This is a genomic window from Actinomyces ruminicola (genome assembly GCF_900103885.1).
In the GTDB taxonomy this organism is placed as follows: Bacteria; Actinomycetota; Actinomycetes; order Actinomycetales; family Actinomycetaceae; genus Actinomyces; species Actinomyces ruminicola.
In genome coordinates, this window is record NZ_FNIM01000016.1 from 1 (window position 1) to 24,569 (window position 24,569).

Annotated in this window: 16 protein-coding genes, 1 pseudogene and 1 riboswitch; of the genes and pseudogenes, 12 read left to right on the plus strand and 5 right to left on the minus strand. The window is 69.0% G+C overall.

Annotated elements, in window-relative coordinates; genetic code table 11:
- Both BLR49_RS10805 and BLR49_RS10810 read right to left on the minus strand, forming a co-directional pair.
- Positions 1–255: pseudogene (locus BLR49_RS10805) on the minus strand (IS481-like element ISAar28 family transposase); the annotation flags it as partial.
- A 2,871-nt stretch (positions 256–3,126) separates the two neighbouring features.
- A complete protein-coding gene (locus BLR49_RS10810) occupies positions 3,127–4,296 on the minus strand; it encodes an ROK family transcriptional regulator (RefSeq protein ID WP_092537506.1) in 1,170 nt (389 codons plus the stop codon).
- Between the two features lie 214 nt (positions 4,297–4,510).
- Here BLR49_RS10810 and BLR49_RS10815 point away from each other — a divergent pair, with 214 nt between their 5' ends.
- From BLR49_RS10815 to BLR49_RS10830, 4 genes are all read left to right on the plus strand, one after another.
- Positions 4,511–5,779 (plus strand): ABC transporter substrate-binding protein, encoded by a 1,269-nt coding sequence (locus BLR49_RS10815; RefSeq protein WP_245690622.1) that lies wholly within the window; start codon positions 4,511–4,513, stop codon positions 5,777–5,779.
- A gap of 20 nt (positions 5,780–5,799) precedes the next feature.
- Entirely contained in the window at positions 5,800–6,729 is a 930-nt protein-coding gene (locus BLR49_RS10820; protein ID WP_176765858.1) for a carbohydrate ABC transporter permease, read from the plus strand.
- Between the two features lie 6 nt (positions 6,730–6,735).
- Positions 6,736–7,671: a carbohydrate ABC transporter permease gene (locus BLR49_RS10825; protein ID WP_245690623.1), complete on the plus strand. Its 936-nt coding sequence runs from the start codon at positions 6,736–6,738 to the stop codon at positions 7,669–7,671.
- A 221-nt stretch (positions 7,672–7,892) separates the two neighbouring features.
- The gene (locus tag BLR49_RS10830; protein ID WP_092537510.1) at positions 7,893–9,737 is read left to right on the plus strand and encodes an alpha-glucosidase; all 1,845 of its coding nucleotides are present in this window, start codon (positions 7,893–7,895) and stop codon (positions 9,735–9,737) included.
- 134 nt (positions 9,738–9,871) lie between these two features.
- Here BLR49_RS10830 and BLR49_RS10835 read toward each other — a convergent pair whose 3' ends face one another.
- From BLR49_RS10835 to BLR49_RS10845, 3 genes are all read right to left on the minus strand, one after another.
- On the minus strand, positions 9,872–10,645 hold the full coding sequence (locus tag BLR49_RS10835) for a CPBP family intramembrane glutamic endopeptidase (RefSeq protein WP_092537511.1): 774 nt from the start codon (positions 10,643–10,645) through the stop codon (positions 9,872–9,874).
- A 16-nt stretch (positions 10,646–10,661) separates the two neighbouring features.
- The gene (locus BLR49_RS10840) at positions 10,662–11,897 is read right to left on the minus strand and encodes a chloride channel protein (protein ID WP_092537580.1); all 1,236 of its coding nucleotides are present in this window, start codon (positions 11,895–11,897) and stop codon (positions 10,662–10,664) included.
- Positions 11,898–12,054: 157 nt separating this feature from the next.
- On the minus strand, positions 12,055–14,433 hold the full coding sequence (locus BLR49_RS10845) for a 6-phosphofructokinase (protein ID WP_092537513.1): 2,379 nt from the start codon (positions 14,431–14,433) through the stop codon (positions 12,055–12,057).
- Positions 14,434–14,735: 302 nt separating this feature from the next.
- Between BLR49_RS10845 and BLR49_RS10850 the strand changes: the two genes are divergently transcribed.
- The 8 genes from BLR49_RS10850 (at position 14,736) to BLR49_RS10885 (ending at position 24,517) form a co-directional block, all read left to right on the plus strand.
- Positions 14,736–16,028, plus strand: coding sequence for a cell division protein PerM (locus tag BLR49_RS10850; protein ID WP_143013752.1), 1,293 nt, complete (start codon positions 14,736–14,738; stop codon positions 16,026–16,028).
- A 3-nt stretch (positions 16,029–16,031) separates the two neighbouring features.
- Positions 16,032–16,129, plus strand: a riboswitch (ZMP/ZTP riboswitch).
- A gap of 23 nt (positions 16,130–16,152) precedes the next feature.
- Positions 16,153–17,868 (plus strand): bifunctional phosphoribosylaminoimidazolecarboxamide formyltransferase/IMP cyclohydrolase, encoded by a 1,716-nt coding sequence (gene purH, locus BLR49_RS10855; RefSeq protein ID WP_092537517.1) that lies wholly within the window; start codon positions 16,153–16,155, stop codon positions 17,866–17,868.
- A 74-nt stretch (positions 17,869–17,942) separates the two neighbouring features.
- The gene (locus BLR49_RS10860) at positions 17,943–18,314 is read left to right on the plus strand and encodes a hypothetical protein (protein ID WP_245690624.1); all 372 of its coding nucleotides are present in this window, start codon (positions 17,943–17,945) and stop codon (positions 18,312–18,314) included.
- Positions 18,315–18,464: 150 nt separating this feature from the next.
- Positions 18,465–19,856, plus strand: a complete 1,392-nt coding sequence (locus BLR49_RS10865; RefSeq protein ID WP_092537519.1) for a dicarboxylate/amino acid:cation symporter — start codon at positions 18,465–18,467, stop codon at positions 19,854–19,856.
- Between the two features lie 159 nt (positions 19,857–20,015).
- Complete coding sequence (locus BLR49_RS10870; protein WP_092537521.1) at positions 20,016–21,002, plus strand: malate dehydrogenase; 987 nt, start codon at positions 20,016–20,018, stop codon at positions 21,000–21,002.
- A gap of 215 nt (positions 21,003–21,217) precedes the next feature.
- Positions 21,218–22,555 carry an ABC transporter substrate-binding protein gene (locus BLR49_RS10875; protein ID WP_092537522.1) on the plus strand — a complete coding sequence of 446 codons (1,338 nt, stop codon included), beginning with the start codon at positions 21,218–21,220 and terminating at the stop codon, positions 22,553–22,555.
- Between the two features lie 155 nt (positions 22,556–22,710).
- Entirely contained in the window at positions 22,711–23,640 is a 930-nt protein-coding gene (locus tag BLR49_RS10880; protein ID WP_218121352.1) for a carbohydrate ABC transporter permease, read from the plus strand.
- 1 nt (position 23,641) lies between these two features.
- Positions 23,642–24,517 carry a carbohydrate ABC transporter permease gene (locus tag BLR49_RS10885; RefSeq protein ID WP_092537526.1) on the plus strand — a complete coding sequence of 292 codons (876 nt, stop codon included), beginning with the start codon at positions 23,642–23,644 and terminating at the stop codon, positions 24,515–24,517.
- Positions 24,518–24,569 lie beyond the last annotated feature (52 nt).

Below are 24,569 nucleotides of genomic sequence, written 5' to 3' on the forward strand. Positions count from 1 at the left end.
CGCCCGCACCCGCAGCGCCTGGGTGCGCTGATCAGCACTGATAGCCGACGGACTCCTACGCGGCCTGGTGGAGCCAGGCTCAAGAGCCGCGGCCTCGCCCTCGGTACGAGCGCGGGCGCGGATCGCATAGAAGGTCTTACGGGAGATGGACTGCTCGGCGCAGAAGGTGGTCACCGCCCCGCGCGGGGCGTCATCCGGCCACCGGACGATCGCCAGACGCACACGCGGATCAACACGACGGTTCGTTGAGCTCATGCCCCAATCCGACCCGAAGTGTCACCACCAAACACCCCAGAACTGTCACCGATGTCCTGAGGCAGAACTGTCACCGATGTCCTGAGACATAACAGTGCGGCGTGGGCGGTCCAAAGCGACGTAAGGGGTCCGAACCGGCGCAAGGGGTCCAAGCCGGTGCAAGGGGGTCCGAACTCGTGTCGGTTCAGCGTCGATGCACGGTCGGCGTACACCTGGGAGCCCTCCTGAGCGGGCGGGGCGGGAGCGGGCGGACCGGCACCGGGCGGCGTGGCGGCCGGTGCCCGGCAGGCGGTGCGCTGGCACCGCTGGGTGCCTGCGACGTGGTGCGGCTGGACTTCTTCATCGGGGTCTGGCGGAGCGGGCAGAGCCCTTGCCCGCGGGGACCGTGTGGCCACGGCCAGTACATCTGCCCGCGGATGCCAGGCACCGTCCCGGATCAACCCCCCAGAGCACAATCACGCCGATAACCCTCAGGGTCTTGGGGAGCCCCCTGTCGCGGCCTGAGCGAGTATGAGTGCGTACACAGCACCGTGAAGGCGGTGCTGCGTACGCACTCTTGCTCAGGGCGGAGAGTCTCTTGCTACTGGCCCTGTTGTATGTGCCTCCACCTAATTGCGGTTGCGTCTAGGACTCCCACAATGGGTGCGGCGAGGAGGATCAGCGGGATGTTGTCGCCGTGTCCGAGGGCCGCGGAGATCCCGCAGACACCTGCGGCGACTATGACCGTCGCCAGGACGTGCCGTGCAAAATGGGACTTGGAACGAATCGAGCTGTCCATAAGGTCACTTCTTCCTGCGAGGAGCGTTGTAGTCCGGAAACAGGCTCAGCGCAATACCTCGACGAGACTCATTACAGGTGCCCGCGAAAGTGGTTCGGTGCCTCATCCAGGTACTGCCCGCGAGAGTCGCGGATCGTGGTGGGCATGCGGTGGTGGGTTGTCAGTGCGGGCCAGGGCGGAGATCACCAGGAAGTACGCGGGGGCGTATGCCAAGGCGTCCAAGAAGGACAAGGGGAGGATGCCGGGGCGAGGTGTGCGCGGTGACCGGCTGGAGCCGGGAGGGTGCCAGGCGGCGCCTGAGGGCGGTGGCCAAGCGTCCTGGCGGAGCTGGCAGGCCCGAGCCCAGGACCAGGGCGCGCAGAGCACTCGGTGCGACGCGTTGAAGGTCTTACAGCGAGTGTGGGCGGCCAGCGGCGGGGGAGTTGCGGCAAGTACCGACGAGTATCAATGCCTCTGCTACCGGGGCCTGCTGGAGGCCGCGGGCGAGCTCGCGGAAGGTACTGACCGCTACAGCCAGGACGTGCGGCGTGAGCCGGGTGTCGATGAGCGCGACAGGCCATCGACCGCTATCCCACCACCGGCCAAGGGGCCGGCTGCGAGGCAAGAGCGCCACCAATGGTCGGCCCGCCGGTTGCGCAGCGCCCGTCAGGATCCGCAAGGCCGGCGGGCGAGGCCCGTGCAGTCCCCGGGGTTCTTCGAGGCCCGTTACCGTCGCTCACTGTGGCCCGGTGCCCGCAGGGGCGAGTTCGCCCGGACCGGGAACATGACCAACCGTGTTCACCGGCCGGGGCCTTCACCCGGTCCATGCGTGGGCGGCGCCGAGAAGCACGCCCGGGGCAGTCCTGGACCAGGCCGTGGACGACATCCCCTTCCCCATCACGGGCATGGACTACCGAACAACGGCAGCGAGTTCACCCAGCCACGCAGGTGGCCGGGTGGGCAGCGGACCCGGCACGTCTACTCCCGCCCGGGGCCGGCCGTACGCGAAGAACGACCAGGCCACCACCCGTGTCCAAGAACAACCACCAGGTAACGGCGCTACGCCCTCGCTGCTACCGCCACCGGCACCGACGCCGAGCGGCAGGGGTTCTCAAGCCGGTTGTGGGTACTGGTGGACGCGCAGGCCAACTCCCCTAGACTCCCACCAGCAAGCCCATCGGGTGGGGGACCGACAAGGAGGGCAAGCGAGGGGCGCCTGTACGACGCTCCTCGTATCCCACCCGGCCGGCTGCCCGGCACCGACGTGTTGACCGACAGGCACAAGGCATGAGCTGATCGCCTACCGCAACCAGCTAAACCCTGCCGCCATCACCCGCCGCACCGCACGGGCTCCAGGACGTGCTCATAGCTCTGGCCAAGGACACCACCGACCAGCACCTGCCTCGCCCAGTTCCCCAGCGTCCTGCCCGACGCCCCGCAAGGGCATCCGCATCAAGAAAGCCGCCTCCTAGATCCTCACGGCTTCGCGGGCAGTCCCAAATGAGTCACCAACGAGTTTTCGCGGGCACCTTGACATGAGGCACGCCGGAACACTCCCTCGCAGATGGCGCCGGGAACCCCTCCGGCAACGGTGAACGCGCCGCAAGTCATCGCATTAGCCGCAAAACACGCCCAGGCTGCTTCCCGGCCCTTGGCGCACGTTGGTATCGCCTGAGGCGTCAAGGTCGGCGCCCGTTGCGCGAGTGCTTCCGGGTCTGTGGTCACGACTTGCACGGTTGCCCCCTCGGGAAGCGCTTGACTCAAGTCGTCCGTGTTCGTGTCGGCATGCGCTGGAGTCATGGAGAACCCAAGGCTGGGCGCAGAGACGGCGGTGGCAACGAGAGCTTTTATTCGGGACATGGCGGGACATCCTTTTACCGGGAGATTCGTGCCGATGCATTCGCAACACTGCGCAAGATATGATATCTCGCACTTTAATATGACATATGTCACTGAAATTCGTTGCTGTGTGTGATTCCCTCTGGTTCACTGGAAGCCGGGTGCAGTGCGTGTCGCGGGGTGGCCAGCGGGCTGTGGTCCGCGTTCTTGCCTGGAGGGAGGTTGCTCCAGGGGCGGTTGTGGGGTGGAGATGATGTGGGATGTGCTGCGCAACGTCATAACTCGCCCAGGACGCGGGCGCGCAGGGCCAGGGTGGCGGCGCCGCACGCCCAGTCGGCCCGGTCGTGCTCGCGCACGACGATGTCGAGCGGGGCGGCGCTAGCGCGGCGCACGGCGGCGATGCCCTCGCGCACCTCGTCCTCGAACAGGGCGGCAATGGTGGCGCGCTCTCCCGCCACCACCACAGTTTCAGGCAGTGCGAAGGCCGCTGCCATGCCTAGCAGGTGCCCCAATCTGCGGGCGAAGGAGGCGCACACGGTTACGGCGTCGGCGCTGCCCGCCTCGGCTCGGGCGACGATATCCGCGGCGGTCAGCCAGTCGTGATGGTGATCGGTCCAGAGCTGCTCCAGGGACTCGTTGGTCAGGCAGGCCATCGCCGGGGAGACGCCGGCCGGGCGGCCGCCGTCGGGCACGGGCACCATTCCCAACAGTCCCAACTCGGCGTCCGGGTTCGTCACCACCTTGCCGTCCACCACCAGCCCGTATCCGACGCCTGCCCCCACGGTGAGGACGTTGAAGCGGCTGCATTCCCGGCCGACTCCGAACCAGGCCTCCCGCAGCGTCAAGGCGGTCAGGTCGTTGCCGATGATGGTAGGCACGCCCAGACGGGCCTCGATGAAATCGGCCAGGGGTACTCGATGCCAGCCGTAGAACACCGCTTCGTCGACCGTGTGCCCATCGCGCGCCGTGCCTCCCAGGCTGACCCCCAGGCAGGAGGGCGGCGGGGACTCGGGTGCGGCGGCGGCGAGTTCGGTGAGGGCGGCGGCCAGCTCGCTGATGATGTCTGCGGGAGTGTGACCCGGGAGCGGGCGGCGTGCCGTGGCGAGGACTCCCAGGCGCAGGTCGGTCAGGACCGCTGTCAGCAGGCCCGTTGACAGGCCGACCCCCACCACCGACTCGGCGTCGGCGCGTACCTCCAACGGCGACTGGGGGCGGCCGGTGTCGGCGACCTGCTGAGTGTGCACGGTGAGCAGGCCCGCCTCCACCAGGGGAGTGGTCAACCGGGTCACGGAGCCGGGGGAGATGCCGACGATACGCATGATGTCAGGGCGCAGGAGTCGGCCGTGGCGCAGCAGGGCCAGCACGATTTCGCGCTGTGTGTCGCTGAGGTCGGCCCACGGCGAATCGGGCGAATCGACGCCGGGCGCGGCGGTTGAGACGACCATGTCCCCATCATGCCCGATCCGGGGCGGTGGGCGGCGTATGCGGGCATCCGCTCCCCGCTGGGCGTGCTGCTCGCGGGAGGCGGTTTGCCGAGGCTGTCACGGGCGCGGCGGCGGAAGAAGTTGCGGACATGTTTGTTTTGATTCAGAATATTCTCATTCGTCCGCCGACCCGGCGGCGCCCCACCCACCCCAGCAAGGACGCATGGAGGTCCCTATGAGAGCATGGAGCAGGCGCTCCTTCCTCGCCACAGCGGCGACGACGGCGGCGCTCGCGGCCACGAGCAGTACGCTCGCCGGCTGCTCATCCGGAGACGGCAAGGTCCATCTCGAACTGTTCCAGTTCAAGAGTGAGGCCATCACCCTGTTCGATCAGATCTGCGCCGACTTCAACGCCGCCAACCCGGACATCGTCGTCACCCAGAACTTCCAGGCCGACAACATCACCTCGTTGCGCGCCCGGCTGGTCAAGGGCGATACTCCGGACCTGATCACCATCAACGGTGACTACAACTACGGTGCCCTGGCGAGCACCGGCATCTTCTACGACTTCAACCAGACCAGCCTGCTGGACGGCGTGAATCCGTCGATCGCCTCCATCCTCAACACGCTCGGCACCGGCGGCGAGGGGCAGACCAACGGCGTCGCCTTCGCCGACAACGGCTCGGGCATCATCTACAACCAGGACGTCTTTGCGGATGCCGGCGTCGAGCCGCCGACCACCTGGGACGAGCTCATCGAGGTCTGCGACGAGCTCACCGCCCAGGGCATCGACCCCTTCTACTGGGCCATCAAGGACAACTGGACCGGGGCTCCCGCCTTCAACTCCCTGTCCGGCTCCTTCCTCGCCGACGGCGTCGCCGCCTGGTACGACAGGCGCCGCGACCTGAACTCCGGCACCTCCTTCGCGGAGCTGACGCCCGTGTTCGAGAAGATGCTCCAGGCGGTCAAATACGGCAACGCCGACAAGGCCGCCCTGGGCTACAACGACGGCAACCAGGGCTTCGCACAGGGCAAGGCCGCCATGTACTGGCACGGCACCTACGCCATCCCTGCCATCCGCTCCTACAACCCGGACATCAACCTGGGCACCTTCGCCGCCCCGGCGGACGATGCCGCCGACACCAAGGTCGTCTCCGGCGTCGACGTGGCCCTGACCATGGGGGAGAGCCCGGCCCACCCGGAGGAGAACCTGCGCTTCTTCCAATACCTGATGGACGAGGCGAATATGACCGCCTACTGCGACGAGCAGGTCGCCTATCCGACGCTGACGACGCTGTCCGCAAAGGACCCCGCCCTGGAGGGACTGCAGCCCTACTTCGACGCCGGGAGGGTCGCCACCTACTCCGACCACAACTTCCCGCCGGCGATCACCTTGAACGCATATGTGCAGAAGTACCTGTTCGACGGCGATCTGGACCAGCTCATCTCCACGCTGGACACCCAGTGGGACAAGGTCGTACGCCGCATCAATGAGACGGCCTGAGGCAGGAGGACCGGAGAAACATGAGTACTCGAACTGTTAAGACCGCTGCGGCTCCGGCAGACAGGGCCCGGGAGATCCGCGCCAACCAGGCCAAGAAGGTGGACCCCGCCTTCATCTGGATGGTGCTTCCGGCCGCGCTCGTCTTCACCGTGCTACTGACGATCCCGCTGCTGACGGGCGTCTTCTACACCTTCACCAATTTCAAGGGCTACGGAGACTGGCACTTCGTCGGGCTGACCAACTACAAGAACCTGTTCACCGACGACATCATCTGGGGCTCGTACCTGTTCACCTTCAAGTACGCGATCGTCGCCTCAGTACTGACCAACATCATCGCCCTGGGGCTGGCGCTCGTGCTCAACTCCAAGATGAGGGCACGTGCCCTCTTCCGCGGGGTGTTCTTCGTGCCGTACATCCTTCCGGTGCTGGTGGTGTCCTACATCTTCAGCTACCTGTTCACCAACAACCTGCCGCAGATCGGGCAGGCCCTGGGGTGGGAGTGGCTGAGCACCTCGCTGCTGGCCAATGAGGACCTGGCCTGGCTCGCGATCGTCGTCGTCGGTGTGTGGCAGTCGGTCGCCTACAACACGATCATCTACCTGGCCGGCCTGCAGACCGTGCCCGAGGAGATCTACGAGGCCTCCGCCATCGACGGCGCCGGTCCGGTGCGGCGGCTGTGGTCCATGACCCTGCCGCTGATCATCCCCTACCTGGGCATCAACATGGTGCTGTCCTTCAAGGGCTTCCTGGGAGTCTTCGACCAGATCGTGGCCCTGACCTCCGGCGGTCCCGGCACCGCCACTCAGTCCATCTCCTACCTTATTTTCAAGAACGGCTTCCAGGGCGGCGAGTACGCCTACCAGACGGCGAATGGCGTCATCTACTTCCTCATCGTGGTGCTGCTGTCCTTCGCCCAGCTGCGCTTCACCCAGAGCCAGGAAAGGGTCTGATCCGCCATGACCGCCACCACCACCAACGTCTCCAACCCCGCGGAGTCCAGCAGCGCCGTCGAGCCGAGCCGCCTGGGCGCCGGTGCGCCAGAGGTCTACCAAATCCGGCGCAGTTCCAGGGGCACCTTCGGGCGCACCAACTGGTGGACCACGCTGCTGGCAATCGTGCTCAGCCTGACCGTGCTGGTGCCGCTGTACTTCACGGTCGTCACCGCCTTCAAGACCCCCGAGGAACTGGCGACCTCCGGCTGGGCGCTGCCGCGCTCCTGGAGCCTGGACAACTTCGCCACCGCCTGGGAGATGACCTCCTACCCGCGGCGGGTGCTGACCTCCGCAATCATCACCGTCGGTGCGACCGTGTTCACCCTGCTGTCCAACTCCATGGTCGCCTACGCACTCGGCCGCAACATGCACCGCCCGTGGTTCCGCCGCCTGTACTACTACTTCGTGGCAGCGCTGTTCGTACCCTTCCCGATCATCATGCTGCCGGTGGTCAAGGAGACCGCCCTGCTGCACCTGGACAACGAGGCCGGATTGATCCTGCTGTACGTGGTCTACGGCCTGGCCTTCAACATCCTGATGTACACCTCCTTCATCAAGTCCATCCCGGAGGAGCTGGAGGAGGCGGCCGCCATGGACGGCGCCAGCCGCTGGACGATCTTCTGGCGGATCATCTTCCCGCTGCTGTCGCCCATGAACGCCACCGTCGGGATCCTGACCTGTCTGTGGGCGTGGAATGACTTCCTGCTTCCGCTGGTCATCCTCACCGACCAGACCAAGGCCACGCTGCCGCTGGCCCAGTACGTCTTCCAGGGCCAGTTCAACACCAACTACCCGGTCTCCTTCGCCTCCTACCTGATGGCTATCGCCCCAATGTTCCTGGTCTACGTGATCGCCCAGCGCTGGGTCATCTCCGGGGTCATGCGTGGCAGCCAGAAGTAAGCCATAGTCCGGCCGGGGCATATGCCCCGGCCGGACGGTTTATCGCTCCACCAGATTGGCGTACGCTTGGCGTGATGCTGTCAGGCCGGTATCAACAACCTGCCTGGTACCGGCACAAGTGACCTTTGTCCGGTGGCTCTTGGCGGGGTATGGACGTCGTCGTCTACGCCTTGCCCGGTAGCCATGTTCGCGCTCCACTCCCACCCCGGAAGGCCTCCGCCATGTACCCGCCGCTGATCGTCAGCTCCCACCACGTCGGCCAGGACGCCGACTGGTGGCGGCGCGCCGTCGTCTACCAGATCTACCCGCGCTCCTTTCAGGACACCAACGCGGACGGCTACGGCGATATCCCGGGCATCACCGCCCGCCTGGACCACCTGGACGCCCTCGGCGTCGACGTCGTCTGGCTCAGCCCCGTCTACCGCTCCCCGCAGGACGACAACGGCTACGACATCTCCGACTACGAGGACATCGATCCGCTGTTCGGCTCCCTGGCGGACATCGACGCCCTGATCGAGGGCCTGCACGCGCGCGGCATGCGCCTGGTCATGGACCTGGTGGTCAACCACACCTCCGACGAGCACCCCTGGTTCACGGCCTCCCGCAGCTCGAAGGACGGCCCCAAGCGGGACTGGTACATCTGGCGGCCCGCCCGCGAGGTTCCCGGCCTGGCGCCCGGCGCGCCCGGCACCGAGCCCACCAACTGGGGGTCCTTCTTCTCCGGGCCCGCCTGGCAGTGGGACCCGGCCACCCAGGAGTTCTACCTGCACCTGTTCTCCGTCAAGCAGCCCGACCTGAACTGGGAGAATCTGCAGGTTCGGCGCGCCGTCTACGACATGATGGGCCGCTGGCTCGACCGCGGGGTGGACGGGTTCCGCATGGACGTCATCAACCTGATCTCCAAGACCTACCCGCTCGCCGACGGCCCCCGCCCGGAAGGCGCCCTGTACGGCAACGCCGAGCGCATGGTCGCCAACGGGCCGCGCGTGCACGAGTTCCTGCACGAGATGAACCAGGAGGTCTTCGCGCCGCGGCAGCGTCACATCATCACCGTTGGCGAGACTCCCGGCGTCACCACCGCCGAGGCGACGCGCTACACCGACCCCGCCCGCAGTGAGGTGGACATGGTCTTCCAGTTCGAGCATGTGGGCCTGACCGACGGCCCCGGCGGCAAGTTCGATCCCCGGCCGCTGGACCGCGTCGCCCTCAAGCGCAATCTGGCCGGCTGGCAGGCGGCCCTCGCCCCCGCCGTCGACGCCGCCGGCCGCATCACCGGTGAGCGGGGCTGGAACTCCAACTACTGGGACAACCACGACCAGCCGCGCGCCGTCTCCCGCTTCGGCGACGACGATCCTGACTGGCGGGAGATCAGTGCCAAGACCATCGCCTCCATCCTCCACCTGCACCGGGGCACGCCCTACGTCTACCAGGGGGAGGAGCTCGGCCAGACCAACACCGTCTTCAGCGGCATCGACTCCTACCGGGACCTGGAGTCCATCAACTACTTCCGCGAGCGCACCGGCGTCGGCGACGACCCTGCCGCGCTACTGGCCGGCATGGCCGTCAACTCCCGCGACAACGCCCGCACCCCGGTGCAGTGGGACGCGACCGCGGGCGCCGGCTTCACCACCGGCACCCCGTGGATCGACGTCACCCCCAACTACGGGGAGATCAACGCCGCCGCCCAGGTGGGCGTGCCCGGCAGCGTCTTCGAGCACTACCGGGCGCTGATTGCCCTGCGGCACGATGACGACGCCGTGGCCCTGGGTACCTTCCGCCTCTTGGACGCCGATGCCGCCGACTCCTGGACGCTGCTGCGCGAATACGTGGACGCCGACGGCGCCCGTGAACAGGTCCTGCTGCTCGCCTCGTGCACGCGCGAGGGGCTGGAGACCGGGAACGGCTCCGCGCTGCGCGGCCGACTGGCCGCCGAGGGGCTCGACCTGGGGGATTGGGAGGATGCCGAGCGCGTGCTCATGGTCTCCCTGCCGGCCGATGCGGCCCTGGGCACGGGCGTGCCCGACCTGGACGGCTGGGACTCGGTGATCCTGCGCCGTCGGCTGTGAGAAGTGTCCGGATTCGGGACAAACGGGTGATTCCCGCTGATTCTCGATTTCACGATCGTTGGAATTATGCGGTTTGTGGACCGGTCCTTGGAGCCGCCGACGGCGTTTGTCCCGAATCCGGACAGTAAACCCGCCTACGGAGCGTTCTCCAGGGCGGGGCTCGGCGTCCGACTCAGCCACCATACGAGCAGCGCGCTCGCGGCCAGCTGGGCGGTGGTGATGAGCACGGTGGGCGCATCGGGCACCGCCCAGGACTGCTCCCGCGGCGCGAGCGCGTCGAGAGACACCCCGATCGCGTTCGACCCCATGTGCATGCCCAGGGCGAAGAACAGGGACCGCAGTCGTACCACCGACCAGCCGGCCACCAGACCGAAGACCAACTTGTCAGGAATCTCGACCGCGTATACCGATCCGGGAATGCCCGACTCCAACCAGGTGGGCAGGTGCCAGGCCACGAAGGCCAGGGCGGTGGCGGATACCGCCAACGGCGCGCCCCAGCGCTGGAGCAGCGGATCCAGAAGGGCGCGGCGCAGGGCCACCTCCTCGGGAATCGCGTTCAGACAGCAGCCGACGAGCACCGCCATGCCGACGGCACTCAGTAGTAGGGCGGGTGTGGCAGCGGTGACGGTTTTGACATATTCGGGGTCCTCCTGGGCGCGCAGGAGGACCCCGCCAATGGCCGGTGCGGCGGCGCCGACAGCGAGCAGCGCCCACGCTCTGCCGTCCGAGTACACGAGATCGCGCCATGGTCGGTGCTCCGCCAGACGCCAGTAGCACAGCACGCACACGTAGAAGGCCAGGAGCAGCAGCCGCCACGGGCCGCCGCTCAGCGCCAGGAGGATGGCAGTCATGGGGGCGGCGACCAGCAGGGTCAGTAGAAGGACAGTGGCTTGCGGACGAGTGGACATGGCGAGGACTCTCGGTTCAGGAGCTTGCTGGGCCTCCCCGGAGCAGAGGGCGGACGCGTCCGCCCCGGCCCAGAGATGACGTCAGCCACCAGCAGGCGGCTGAGACGACTGCCATCAGTGCCAGCACCCACAGCGGGCCGCGGGCCAGCTCCCACACGAACACCGTGCCGAACACCGGGGCCCGCTGCGTGATCGACAGCACCGCGCCGCCGCCCACGAGCGCCAACGCCGGAATGCTCACCTGCCAGCCGGCCAGGTTGGCGGCCACGGCGATGGCCGCGCCCGCGCTGCCTCCCAGGGCGAAGGAGGGCGCCAGCAGCCCGCCGGTGGCCCCCGCGCCCAGGGTCAGCCCGGTAAGCAGCGGCTTGAGCACTACGACGCCGACCAGTGCCAACAGCGCGGCGGCGCTGGTGGGAGACAGCAGCGCCGCCTCCAGGGCGTCGCGGCCGTTGCCCGGCAGCACCGGCAGCCACAGGGACGCCGAACCCGTGAGCAGACCGGCCGCTCCGATTCCCAGCGGCAGTGCCCAGGTGTCCGGCAGCCGGTGGTCCCGGAGCCTCGCCCACAGTGACCGGGCACCTGCGCCCAGCAGCGCCGCTACCGGCAGCACCAGCGTGGCGCCAACCAGGGTGGCGGGGGCGGGATCATCGATGCTCACCGTGAAAGTCGGCCTCCCGTCCGAGTGCAGCCAGGAGACGACCGTGGCCAGCAGGCTCACCGGCAGGGCCAGCCACACGCCCCGCCGGCGCATGCCGCTCAGCATGGTGATCTCGACGGCGAAGGCGGCCCCGCCCAGGGGCGCGTTGTACATGGCCGCCAGGCCCGCCCCGGCCGCCGCGGCCACCAGTATCCGGGTCGTCTTCGCCTCCAGGCCGAGACGGGATGCGAGCCCGGCGGCGACGGCTCCGGCCATGAGCCGGGGCGCGCCCTCGCGGCCCACCGAGTTGCCGGCACCCACCGTCAATACCTGCAGCACGCCGTCGCCGAAGGGACGCAGCAGGCCCATGCGGCGCGAGGCGTGAGCGGAGACATCCCCGACGGCCGCCTCCACGCCCACCACGCCACCGGTGGCCCGCTCCCACCACCACAGGGCGCCCGCGAGCAGCCCGCCGACGGCCGGCGCGAGCACCCGCCGCCACGGCGCGGCCGCCTGGACCCGCTGTGGCAGGGTGCCCTCACTCACGCCGTAGAAGAGCCACTCGAAGCCCTCCAGCAGAATGGCCATGGCAATACCGATCAGGCCCGCAGCCATCCCGGACAGCACCACGGCAGCGCCGAGCCGTAGACGGGCGCGGATGCGCGCAGCGGGCAGGGAGGGCGCGGGAGAACTGGTCACCCCGCGACCCTATCGGCCACAGGGCGTCCAGCAACCGGGCCGCCCTGGGCACGGCTCAGCCCTGTTCGCGCCTTCAGTCCCTGTCTCCGCCCGAGGCGGCCTGGGAGACGGTCTGACCGAAGTCGGGGACCTCCGCGGCGGACATGACCCCCAGGTCCTTGTTGACCAGGCCGATGGCATCGCGCAGCCCCATCCACCACTGGTGCAGTGGGCGCCGCGCCGCCAATTCGAGTTCCTCATCCATGTGCTCCAGGCGGTGGTGCGTGATCCGGCCCTCAACGAGCCCCACATAGCTGGAGTGGTGGGTGCCGGCGTCCAGCTGGTCGGACAGCAGGTCCAGCGCGTGCGCCACGAGCTTGGTGGCCATGATGCGGTCGAATGCGGTCGGGTCCCCGCCCTGCTGCAGGTGTCCGATCTGAGCCTGACGCACGTCGTACAGACCCTGGCTCTCCTCGGAGAAGATCTTCGCCAGCACGTCCAAGGTGTAGTTCTCACTGGCCCGCTCATTGCGGATGACCAGGTAGAGCTTGCGCCCGGACCGGAAGGACTCCACCATGCGGGCCGAGTCCTGCGCCAGCTTGCCCAGGGTCAGCCCCTCCTCGTTGAGGTATACGCGCTCGGCCCCCGTGGCGATGCCGCTCATGAGCGTGAGATACCCGCAGCGACGGCCCATCGCCTCTGCCACGAAGCAGCGGCGCGAGGCCGCCGCGGACTGCTTGATCGCGTCCAGCGCCGCCACCGCGCTGTTCAGGGCCGTGTCCGCGCCGATGGACAGCTCGGAGCCGGGCAGGTTGTTGTCAATGGACGCGGGCACGCAGATCAGTGGGATCTTGAAGGCGGGGTAGCGGCCGCGCTCGGTGACCAGCTTGTGCGCCGCCAGGTAGGCGTTGAAACCGCCGATGATGAGCATGGCGTCGATCTCGTGGGACTCGATGGCCCGGCCCAGCGAGTACAGCTGCTCGATGGTGGGGATGTCCCGGCGGGTACCCAGCTCGGCGCCGCCGTCACCGACCCAGCCCTCGACGTCGTCCCAGGACAGCTCGCGCACGTTGCCGTCCAGCAGGCCCGGGAAGCCGCCGTACACGCCGAGCATGGTGAAGCCGTGGTCCAGGCCCAGCCGCACCGCCGCCCGCGCCGCGGTGTTCATGCCTGGCGCCAGGCCGCCCGCGTGCACGATTGCCACCCGCCGGGAGCGGCCCGCGCCAGCGCTCAGCGCGTCCTCCGCCGCCGGGTCCAGCTCGGGCGGAGTGGACATGGTCTCGAAGATGCCGAGCATCTGCTCGAAGCTCGCCCCGCGCGCCGCCACCGCGCCCCGGTAATCGCCGGAGGCCACCAGGTCCTTGACGGCGCGGGTGGCGCGGATCTGCTCCATCATGGGCAGACGCTTGATGCGGTTCTGCCTTTCGGCAATGATCACCGGTTCGCTCTCGGGAGTGGCCAGCACGACCTCGCGGGCCGCGGTGCAGCCCAGCAGCGTGGACATCCAGCGGTCGTAGGCGCTCGGCTTGCCACCGCGCTGGACGTGTCCGAGGATCGTCACGCGGGCATCCTCCCCGAGTCGCTCGGCCATGACCCGCTTGACGTCGTCGGCGGTGATGGGGTTGCCGGAGCGGTCGGTGGCGCCCTCGGCCACGATCACCATGGACTCGCGGCGCCCGGCCTCACGGCCCTTGGCTAGCTTGCGGCACATGTCCTCCTCCCAACCGTCGGCGGGCGGCAGCTCGGGCACCAGCACGTAGTCGCAGCCCCCGGCCACCGCGGCCATCAGCGCCAGATAGCCGCAGTGCCGGCCCATGACCTCCACGATGAAGGTGCGCTGGTGGGAGGCGGCGGTGGAGGAGATGTCATCGATCGCCTCAAGAATGCGGTGCAGGGCGGAGTCGGCGCCGATGGTCATGTCCGCGCCCACCAGGTCGTTGTCAATCGAGCCGACGATCCCAGTGGTCATGAGCACCGGGTGGGCGGCGGCGGTCTCAGCGGAGATCTCGCCGCGCTCGGCCAGCTCGGCCACCAGGCCGGGCCAGTTCTTGCGGAACTCGTTGGTGCCGGTCAGAGACCCGTCGCCGCCGATGACCACCAGGCGGTCGATGCCGTGCTCGAGCAGATTGCGGCAGGCCGCCAGCTGGCCCTCGCGCTCGCGGAACTCCTTGGAACGGGCGGTACCGATAATGGTGCCGCCCCGGTGCAGGACCGAGCCGACCGAGTCCCACTCCAGCTTGCGCACGCCGTCGCCCCCGGCCACGGCGCCGGCCCAGCCCTCCATCACCGCATACGGCTGCGCACCCATGCGCAGCGCGGTGCGCACCACGGCGCGTACCGCCGCGTTCATGCCCTGCGCGTCACCGCCGGAGGTGAGCACCCCGATGCGCACGGGCTCATCGGCGAGGGAGGCGCCAGCCGCTGCGCCGACCGCCGGGTCGGCCGTGGTGTCACATTGCGCGTCGCTAGACATGGTGGGTCCTTCCGTGGGCGTCCGCTGTTCTGGTGCTGGACCTGATTCTAGTGTGGTCCTCGCCGCATGCGGTGGCCGAGGTCCGACTCGTTCACGCGCTGTTCATCGGGCGGCGGCACGTCCGCCCGCCTCGGGACCCGGGCACGTCGGCACTCCGCGGCGTAAGGGTGCATGCAGACTCCCGTGCACGCCCGTGTCCCACCGCGGCCCGTCCACCGGCCCGCGTTAGGGTCGGCGGTGGTCACCCGACGCCGTCGGGACCGACACCCCGGGACGTCCCCCGAGAGGATGGAGATGCGGGCATGAACCTTAGGGAACGGTTGCGCCGACAGCCCCCGCCGGGGCCGGGCGCCGCCTCGGCCGGGCGCGCCCTGCCGGCCGACTGGCCACTGGCCGTGCGCGCCGGGGCGGAGTCCGTGGTGCTCGGCTGGGGGCTGGTGGTGCTGCCGATCCTCGCCCTGTACTTGGCCTCGTCCTCCCGGGACGCCGCCGCGGCGCTCTCCCTGGGCGGTGTGCTGCGCACCGGTACCGGAATCTGGAGCCTCGGCTTCGGCGGTGCCATGGGCGCCGGCACCGGGGAGTACGGCACGCTGAGCCTGCCGCTGCTGGGGCTGACACTGCTGCAGGTGTGGCTGACTCGCGCATCGGTACGCCGCGCCCGGCTCAGTGGGCCCGCGGCAGGGGCGATCACCGTCGGCGCCGCCGCCGTCACGTCTCTGGTGATCGTGGCTGCGACGCATCCGGCCGCTTCACGTACCTGGACCGCCGGCATGGGCGTGACGGTCCTCACCGCGGCGGTCACGGCCTGGTCACTGCAGCGTTCAGGGCGGGGCTGGCAGGCGGCGGCCGAATGGCAGGAGCGGCGGCCGGAGTGGCTCGGGGTGGCGCTGCGCGTGACCCGGGAACTCGCCGTGGTGCTGGTCGTCCTCGCCGGGGCGACGGCGCTGCTGGGGCTGATCGTGGGGGCGGGCCGGGTCTCCCGGCTGCACGACGTCCTCGCCGGCGGTGGGCTCGCGGCGACGGCGGGCCTGACGCTGCTGCAACTCGGCTGGCTGCCCACGGCAGTGGTGTGGGCGCTGTCCTGGCTGGCGGGGCCGGGCTTCGTAATGGGCACGGGCTCGGTGTTCTCACCCACCCGCGTGCTTGCCGGGGCGGTGCCCGGGCTGCCGCTCCTGGGGGGACTGCCCACCGCGGCGCTGGGCGCGGAGGGCGCATTCCTGCCCTTCCTCATCGCGCTCGCGGCCGCAGCGGTCGCCTGGCGGTGGCGGACGGCGCTGCGTGGCCTCCCGCTGCGGCAGACCGCGGCGGTGACGGTCACGGTGGCGCTGGCCCTGGCCGGCGGGGTGCTGCTGGCATGCCTGGCCGCGTCCGGGCAGGTCGGACCGGGGCGCATGGCCGACGTCGGCCCGCGCAGCGGCTTCGTGGCGGCGATCGTAGCGCTGATGGTGCTGGTGGGTGTCGGCCTGGTCGCGGTGCTGCCCCACCCGCGCACCCGCGCGCTCACCAGTCGCGGGGTGCAGGCGACCACAGCCGCCACCAGCGCCGCCGCCGACAGCGCCCGTGAGCGCCTGAAGACGCGCACGGGAAAGCGGTAGGCTGAACCCGGCCGCGACTGGCGAGGGTGGTGCACCACCGGGGAGCGGCCGACCGGACACCGGTACCCCTCCACGGGGCGTCGCCCGCCTGGGCGTCCCGCAGACACCGGCACAAGGAGCATTCGTGACCGCCCAGACCCCGTCCTCGTCCACCAGCCCCGCCGCGCAGCCGGACGCCGGCCGGATCCCGATCCGGCGGGCCCTGGTCTCCGTCTACGACAAGACCGGACTGCCCGAGCTGGCCGCCGCTCTGGCCGCCCACGGCGTCGAGATCATCTCCACCGGCTCCACCGCCGCCGTCATCGCCGACGCCGGCCTGCCGGTGACCGCCGTCGAGGACGTCACCGGCTTCCCCGAGTGTCTGGACGGGCGTGTCAAGACCCTGCACCCGCGCATCCACGCCGGCATCCTCGCCGACCGGCGCAAGGCCGAGCACCTGACCCAGCTGGATGCGCTCGGCGTGGCCCCCATCGACCTGGTGATCGTCAACCTGTACCCCTTCACCCAGACGGTCGCCTCCGGGGCGGGCTTCGACGCCTGCGTGGAGCAGATCGACATCGGCGGCCCGGCCATGGTGCGCGCCGCCGCGAAGAATCACCCGTCGGTGGCCGTGGTGGTCGACCCGTCCCGCTACGGGGAGGTGGCCGAGGCGGTGGCGGCCGGCGGCTTCAGCGGCGCCCAGCGCCGCGCCCTGGCGGCGGCCGCCTACGCCCACACCGCCGCCTACGACGCCGCCGTAGCCACCTGGTTCGCCCGGCAGCCCGAGGCCGATGCCGGCGCCGAGGCCGACGCGGCCGCTCCTGCCATGCCCGCCTACGTCGGGGATGCCTACACGCGCCTGAGCCAGTTGCGCTACGGGGAGAACCCCCACCAGCGGGCGGCCGTCTACACCACCGTCGGCGCCGTGCCGGGGCAGGGCGTGGCCGGGGCCCGGCAGCTGTCCGGCAAGGCCATGAGCTACAACAACTACACCGACACCGACGCCGCCGTCCGCGCGGCCCACGACCACGGTACGGAAACCTGCGTGGCGATCATCAAGCACGCCAACCCCTGCGGCGTGGCCGTCTCCGCCGCGGGCGACGTGGCCGAGGCCCACCGCAAGGCCCACGCCTGCGATCCCGTGTCCGCATACGGCGGCGTCATCGCCACCAACGCCCCCGTCACCGCCGCCATGGCCCGCCAGATCAAGCCGATCTTCACCGAGGTCATCGCCGCCCCGGCTTATGATGACGAGGCCCTGGAGATCCTGACCACCAAGAAGAACCTGCGCATCCTTGTGGTAGCCCCGCCCGAGCGCGGCGGCTTGGAGGTCAAGCAGATCTCCGGCGGCGCCGTGATCCAGGAGCGCGACGCCATCGACGCCCCCGGCGACGCACCCGCCGGCTGGGAACTGGTGGCCGGCGAGGCCGCCGACCCCGAAACCCTTGCCGACCTCGCCTTCGCCTGGCGCACCGTCCGCGCCGTGCGCTCCAACGCCATCCTGCTGGCCCGGGACGGCGCCACCGTCGGCGTCGGCATGGGACAGGTCAACCGAGTGGACTCCTGCAAGCTGGCGGTCGAACGCGCCAACACCCTGGGCACGCGCGCCACCGGGGACGCCGCCGCCGACGCCGACGGCACCGCGAGCGCCGCGGCATCCGCCCCCGAGCGCGCCCGCGGTTCCGTGGCCGCCTCCGACGCCTTCTTCCCCTTCGCCGACGGGCTTCAGGTACTCATCGACGCCGGCGTGCGCGCCGTAGTCCAGCCGGGAGGCTCCATCCGCGATGAGGAAGTCATAGCCGCCGCGCGGGACGCCGGGATCACCATGTACCTGACCGGCACCCGCCACTTCGCGCACTAGTGCCGGATGGAGCTCCCGCACCGCCCTGGCCGCCTGTGAGGCAGGCGGCCAGGGGAGGGGCTAAGGTAGCGGCCGTGACCGACCAGAACGGGGCGGCCGACGGGACGTCGTCGGCCGGTGAGCAGGCAGACGCGCCCGGTGGCCAGGGTGCGGGCGGCGCCGTAGACGGATGCCCCAGGCGACAGCAGCCCTACCGCACTCTCGCTGTAGTCGCCGTCGCGGCCTGGCTGGCGGCCGTGCCGGCGCTCTCCCTGCTGGGGTACCGCCGCACTGCTGTCTTCTGGCTCGGCCTGGAGGTGCTGGTCCTGGCGGTCATCCGCATGCAGCGTCCCGACGGCACCTGGATCGCAGCGCGCGGGCGCCTGTTCGACGTCCTCTTCGGGCTGCTGCTCGCCGTCGGCCTGTTCGCCCTGTCCTACTACGCGAACCTCCCGCGCGTGCGCTGACGCCCCGGGCAGTGTCACGGGCTGGGTGCCACCCACTCCGCGGCGCAGGGCCACTGTGTGGTCCCGCGGCGCGCAGTCGGCGGCGAGTGTGGCATCCTGCCGCCCGATAAACGGTCCCCGGACCGCCCGCATCCAGCCGGAAGGCAGTACATGAGCAACCCATCCCCGCATCCCGAACGTTTCGCCGGGCAGGCGTCCCCGGGACCCGTACGCAGGTTCCTGGCCCGAGGCGGCATCCTGGTGTGGGTGCTCGCCGCCATCATCCTCGCCCTGGTGCTCGGCTCCATCCAGATCGGCGGCAGCCACCTGGTGCCGGTGCCGATCGGCCGGATCTTCGCCACCTTCTCCGACCTGTTCAGCCAGTTCCTGTCCTTCTCGATTCCGCTGATCATCATCGGTCTGGTCACGCCGGCGATCGCCGACCTGGGGCGCGGCGCCGGCCGCTGGCTCGCCATCACCGCCGCGATCGCCTACAGCTCCACCCTGTTTGCCGGCTTCGTCACCTACCTGGTGTGCGCGGCCACCCTCCCGCGCGTTCTGGGCGGGACCACGCTCAGCGACGTGGAGGAGCCCGGCAGCGCACTGGAAACCTACTTCAGCGTGGAGATGCCGGCCGCCGTCAGCGTGATGACGGCGCTGCTGCTCAGCTTCGTGGTCGGCATCGGCCTGTCCATGGTGCCGCGCGGGGTGATGCGCAAGGGCTTCATCGAGTTCCGCGCCATCATCACCGCCCTGATCGAGCGAATCATCATCCCGCTGCTGCCCCTGCACATCTTCGGCATCTTCCTGAACCTCACCTACACCGGTGAGGCCTGGGCGATCATGCGCACCCTGCTGCGCGTGGTGGTGGTCGTGCTGCTGCTGGAGGTCCTCATCCTCGGTGTCCAGTACCTCGTCGCCGGGGCCGTCGGCCGGAGGAACCCCTTCAAGGCGCTGGTGACCATGCTGCCCGCGTACCTGACCGCCCTGGGCACCTCCTCCTCGGCGGCCACCATCCCGGTGACGCTGCGGCAGACCCGCAAGAACGGCGTGGCCGACGCCGTCGCCTCCTTCACCGTGCCGCTGTGCGCAACCATCCACCTGGCCGGCTCGACCTCGAAGATCTTCGCTTTCGCCTTCGCCATCGCCCTCACCCAGGGCATCACGGTCTCCGGCGCCCAGTGGGTCGGCTTCATCTTCATGCTCGGCATCACCATGGTTGCCGCCCCGGGCGTGCCCGGCGGCGCCATCATGGCCGCCACCGGCCTGCTGTCCAGCATGCTTGGCTTCAACGACGCCCAGGTGGCCCTCATGATCGCCACCTATATCGCGCTGGACGCCTTCGGCACCGCCACCAACGTCACCGGCGACGGCGCCATTGCGATCGTCGTGGACCGGCTCGCCCACGGCCGCATCGGCTCGGAAGGCGACCCGGAGAACACCCGTGAGCTCGCCTTCGACGGCATGAAGTACCTGGACCGGGTCAGCGTCGACGGCGTCGTCAGTGCCGAGGCGCTTCAGGCCTCCGCCGCCGCGGCCGGCCCCAACGCCGTCAGCCGCTGACGCCTGAGCCCGCCGCACTCGCCCCGCGATGTAGCCCAGATCTCCCCGGCTGGTGGCGGCCGCTCCGGCTATCGTCCCAGCCGTTGGTGCGCGTTACAGCATAGGCTTGGCGGCACCGGCCCCCAGCGGCCCCAACTGACCGTCTCGAAGGAGTCCTTCATGGCCAACGCCCCCGTCAACATCACCGTTACCGGCGCCGCCGGCAACATCGGTTACGCGCTGCTGTTCCGCATCGCCTCCGGTGCTCTGCTCGGCCCCGAACAGCGCGTCAACCTGCGTCTGCTCGAGATCCCGCAGGCCGTCAAGGCTGCTGAGGGCACGGCCATGGAGCTGTTCGACTCGGCCTTCTCCACGCTCGGTTCCGTCGACATCTTCGACGACCCCAAGCAGGCCTTCGAGGGTGCCAACATCGCCTTCCTGGTCGGCTCGATGCCCCGTAAGGCCGGCATGGAGCGCTCCGACCTGCTGTCCGCCAACGGTGGCATCTTCGGCCCCCAGGGTGAGGCCCTCGGTGCCGGCGCCGCCGACGACATCAAGGTGCTCGTGGTCGGCAACCCCGCCAACACCAATGCGCTCATCGCTGCATCCCACGCTGGTGACATCCCCGCCTCCCGCTTCACCGCGATGACCCGACTGGACCACAACCGGGCCCTGGCTCAGCTCGCCGCCAAGGCCGGCTGCCACGTCTCCGAGATCGACAAGGTCACCATCTGGGGCAACCACTCCACCACCCAGTACCCTGACCTGACCCACGCCACCATCAAGGGCGAGCCGATCACCGACATCCTGGCCGACCGCGCGTGGGTGGAGGACGACTTCATCCCCACCGTTGCCAAGCGCGGTGCCGCCATCATCGAGGCCCGCGGCGCATCCTCCGCCGCCTCCGCAGCCTCTGCGGCCATCGATCACGTCCGCGACTGGTGCCTGGGCACCACCTCGGCCTGGACCTCGGCCGCGGTCATGTCCGACGGCTCCTACGGCGTGCCCGAGGGCGTCATCTCCTCCTTCCCCTGCACCGCCGAGAACGGGGAGTGGAAGATCGTCCAGGGCCTGGAGATCGACGACTTCTCCCGCGCCAAGATCGACGCCTCCGCGGCGGAGCTCGCCGAGGAGAAGAATGCCGTCGCCGCCATGGGGCTGATCTGAGTCCGGCCTTCACTAACCGAGCGACCCCGGCGCCCTCACGGCGTCGGGGTCGCTCTTTACCGGGATGCAAGCTACTATTGACTGCTTCTGCCAGGGGATTGACATACACTTTTATGGCTTCGCGCACACTGGTCGGGGCTGACGATGATGTCAGCAGGGCATCGACGCCGCCCCCGATCTTCCGATAGAAACAGCGTCGTTTCGAGGAGAACACCATGCGTAATCCCATCCTATCCCGCCGGCAGGTCCTGGTCGGCCTGTCCACCACCGCCGTCCTGGCCACGCTCGCCGCCTGCGGCACCACCGGCACCGAGGACTCGGGCGCCACCTCGGGCGGCAGCGCCGTCGCCGTCGGCGAGGGTGATGACAGCCAGGTCGACGTGGTCACCTGGTGGTCCGCCGGATCCGAGAAAGAGGGCCTGGCCGCCCTCGTGGAGGTATTCGAGAAGCAGTTCCCGCAAACCAAGTTCGAGAACAAGGCCGTCTCCGGTGGCGGCGGCTCCCAGGCGAAGCAGAAGCTCGCCGCGGACCTGGCCGCCGGCAACCCGCCCGACACGTACCAGGCGCACGCCGGTGCCGAGATCCAGGCCGATATCGAGGCCGGATACCTGCTGGACATCTCCTCCCTGTACGACGAGTTCGGCCTCAATGACGCCTTCCCGGAGACCCTCATCGACCGGCTGAAGGACTCCGAGGGGGCCATCTACTCCATCCCCTCCAACGTGCACCGCAACAACGTGGTGTGGGCCTCCATTGAGGTGCTGAAGGCGGCGGGACTGGACCCGGACAGCCCGGCCACCGACATCGACGGCTGGATCGCCGACATGGAGAAGATCAAGGCCGCCGGCTACACGCCCATCACCATGGGCATGGCCTGGACCCAGCTCGGTCTGCTGGAGACCGTGCTCATCGCCGACCTCGGCGCCGATGCCTACTCAGGCCTGTTCGACGGGAGCACCGACTGGGCGGGTGACGAGGTCGCGGCCGCGCTCAAGCACTATGAGACCATCATCGGCTTCACCGACAAGTCCCTGTACACCGAGGACTGGGAGCCGGCGATGCGGCCGATCTTCGAGAACCAGGCCGCCTACAACGTCATGGGCGACTGGGCAGTCGCCGGATTCGACGCGGCGGGTCTGACCGCGGGCACCGACTACACCTACTTCCCGGTGCCCGGGACCGACGGGGTCTTCGACTTCCTCGCCGACGCCTTCGCCCTCACCGACGGCGGTCCGCACCCCGGCGGCGGCAAGAACTGGCTCCAGTGCATCTCCACCAAGGAGGGGCAGATCGCCTTCAACAAGGTCAAGGGATCGATTCCCTCCCGCTCCGACCTGACTGACGAGGAGAAGGCCCAGTTCTCCGAGTACCAGCAGTCGGCCATGGAGTCATTCGGCCAGGACACGATCGTCTCCTCCATCGCCCACGGCGCCGCCCTGCCTACCAAGGCCTCCGACGCGATGAATGACGCCCTGACCAAGTTCTCGCAGGGGGCCTCGGACGTGGCCACCCTCCAGTCCGAACTCGCCGCGGCCTACGCCTCGGTGGCGTGATGCGCACCCCGGGGCGGGCGGGATACCGAATCCCGTCGCGCCCCGGGTAGCCGCAGCAATCGAACTGCCTCAGCGCTGCGTCCGCGCGTCTGCCGACGACGTCGATGGCGTCACCCGCCCCGCGCGCTCCCAGCCAAAGCACCAGAAGGAGCATCGTGAGCACCAAGACGACGCCGCGCCCTCGACGCAGGAAGAACTGGCGGAAGTGGGGGCCGGGACTGCTGCTGATCTCGCCGTCCCTCATCCTCGTGGGAGTTTTCGTCTACGGCATGATCGGCGTAAACATCAACACCTCCCTGCTGGACACTCACACCGCGGCGCAGGTCTCGGGCAGGAAGTCCTCGCACGCCGTCGGTCTGGCCAACTTCGTCAACCTCTTCAAGAACCCGAACTTCCAGCACTCCTTCCTCAACCTGATCCTCTTCACGATTGCCTTCCTGGCCGGGACCCTCGTCATCGGCTTCCTGTGGGCTTGGCTGCTGGACAAGCCGATCAAGGGCGAGGGCCTGTTCCGCTCCGTGTTCCTGTTCCCCATGGCCGTGTCCTTCGTGGCCTCCGGCGTGGTGTGGCGGTGGCTGCTGAACTCGGCCCAGGGGGCACGGGCCTCCGGCCTCAACCGCCTGTTCGAGATGCTGGGCCTGAGGTTTCTGGAGAACAGCTGGACCCAGAACACGACCTTCGGCATCCTCGCCATCGCCATCCCGGCGGTCTGGCAGCTGGCCGGCTACGTGATGGCCCTGTTCCTCGCGGGCTTCCGAGGGATCAACGAAGACCTGCGCGAGGCCGCGCGCGTCGACGGCGCCAATGAGTGGCAGCTGTACAAGTCGATCATCTTCCCCCAGCTGACGCCGATCGCCCTGAGCGCGGTCATCATCATCGGCCACATGTCCTTGAAGTCCTTCGACCTGATCATGTCCATCACGGACCAGCGCACCTACTCCACGAAGGTGCCCGCCATCGACATGTTCAACTTCATGACGGACAACGACTACTCCAACGCGGCGGCAGTGGGCACCATCCTCCTGGTCATCGTCGCCATCGCGGTCATCCCGTACCTCATCCACGACGCGAAGGGCAGGTCCTGACATGGCCGCCGACACCTCCGCCCTGACCGCCAAGCGCACCGTAGCTCGGACCACGGGCATCGCCTGGGGCAGGGTGGTGCGCTACATCCTGCTGCTGCTGTCCCTCGTGTTCGTGCTGATTCCCGTGTACGTCCTGTTCGTCACGTCCTTCAAGAACGGTGCCGAGGCCTCGCCGGCCACCACCTGGTACCTGCCGGACAGCTGGGACCCCACCAACTGGATCAACGCGTGGAATGAGCTCAAGGGCGGCCTGGTCCGCTCCCTGATGCTGGTGATCCCCTCCTCGCTCATCTCCGCGATGCTGGGCTCCGCCAACGGGTTCGTGCTGTCCAAGTGGCGCTTCCCGGGAGCGAACCTGGTCTTCACACTCGTCCTGTTCGGCATGTTCATCCCCTACCAGGCGGTCATGATCCCGTTGATGCGCATGGTCACCAGGGCCGGCCTGGGCTTCGGCATCTCGACCCTGATCCTCATGCACGTGGTCTACGGCATCCCGATCTGCACGCTGATCTTCCGCAACTACTACGAGACGATTCCCGATGAGCTCATCGAGGCCGCGGAGGTGGACGGTGCCGGGATGCTGCGCACCTACTTCTCCGTGGTGCTGCCCATCTCGGTCCCCAGTTTCGTCGTCGTCATAATCTGGCAGTTCACCGCCGCCTGGAACGACTTCCTGTTCGCCCTGTTCTTCGGCGGCGGGGCGCAGTCCGGCCCGGTGACACTGGCGCTGAACAACCTGGCGCACGGCTCGATCATGGCCGACTACGGGGCCTCGATGTCCGGTGCCCTCATCGCCTCCGTGCCGACGCTGCTGGTGTACATCTTCCTCGGCAAGTACTTCGTCGGTGGTCTCATGGCCGGCTCCGTGAAGGGCTGAACGTCCGCGCCCCACCCCCGCCCCACCGAGATCGGTAGAAGTTTCGTGCCGA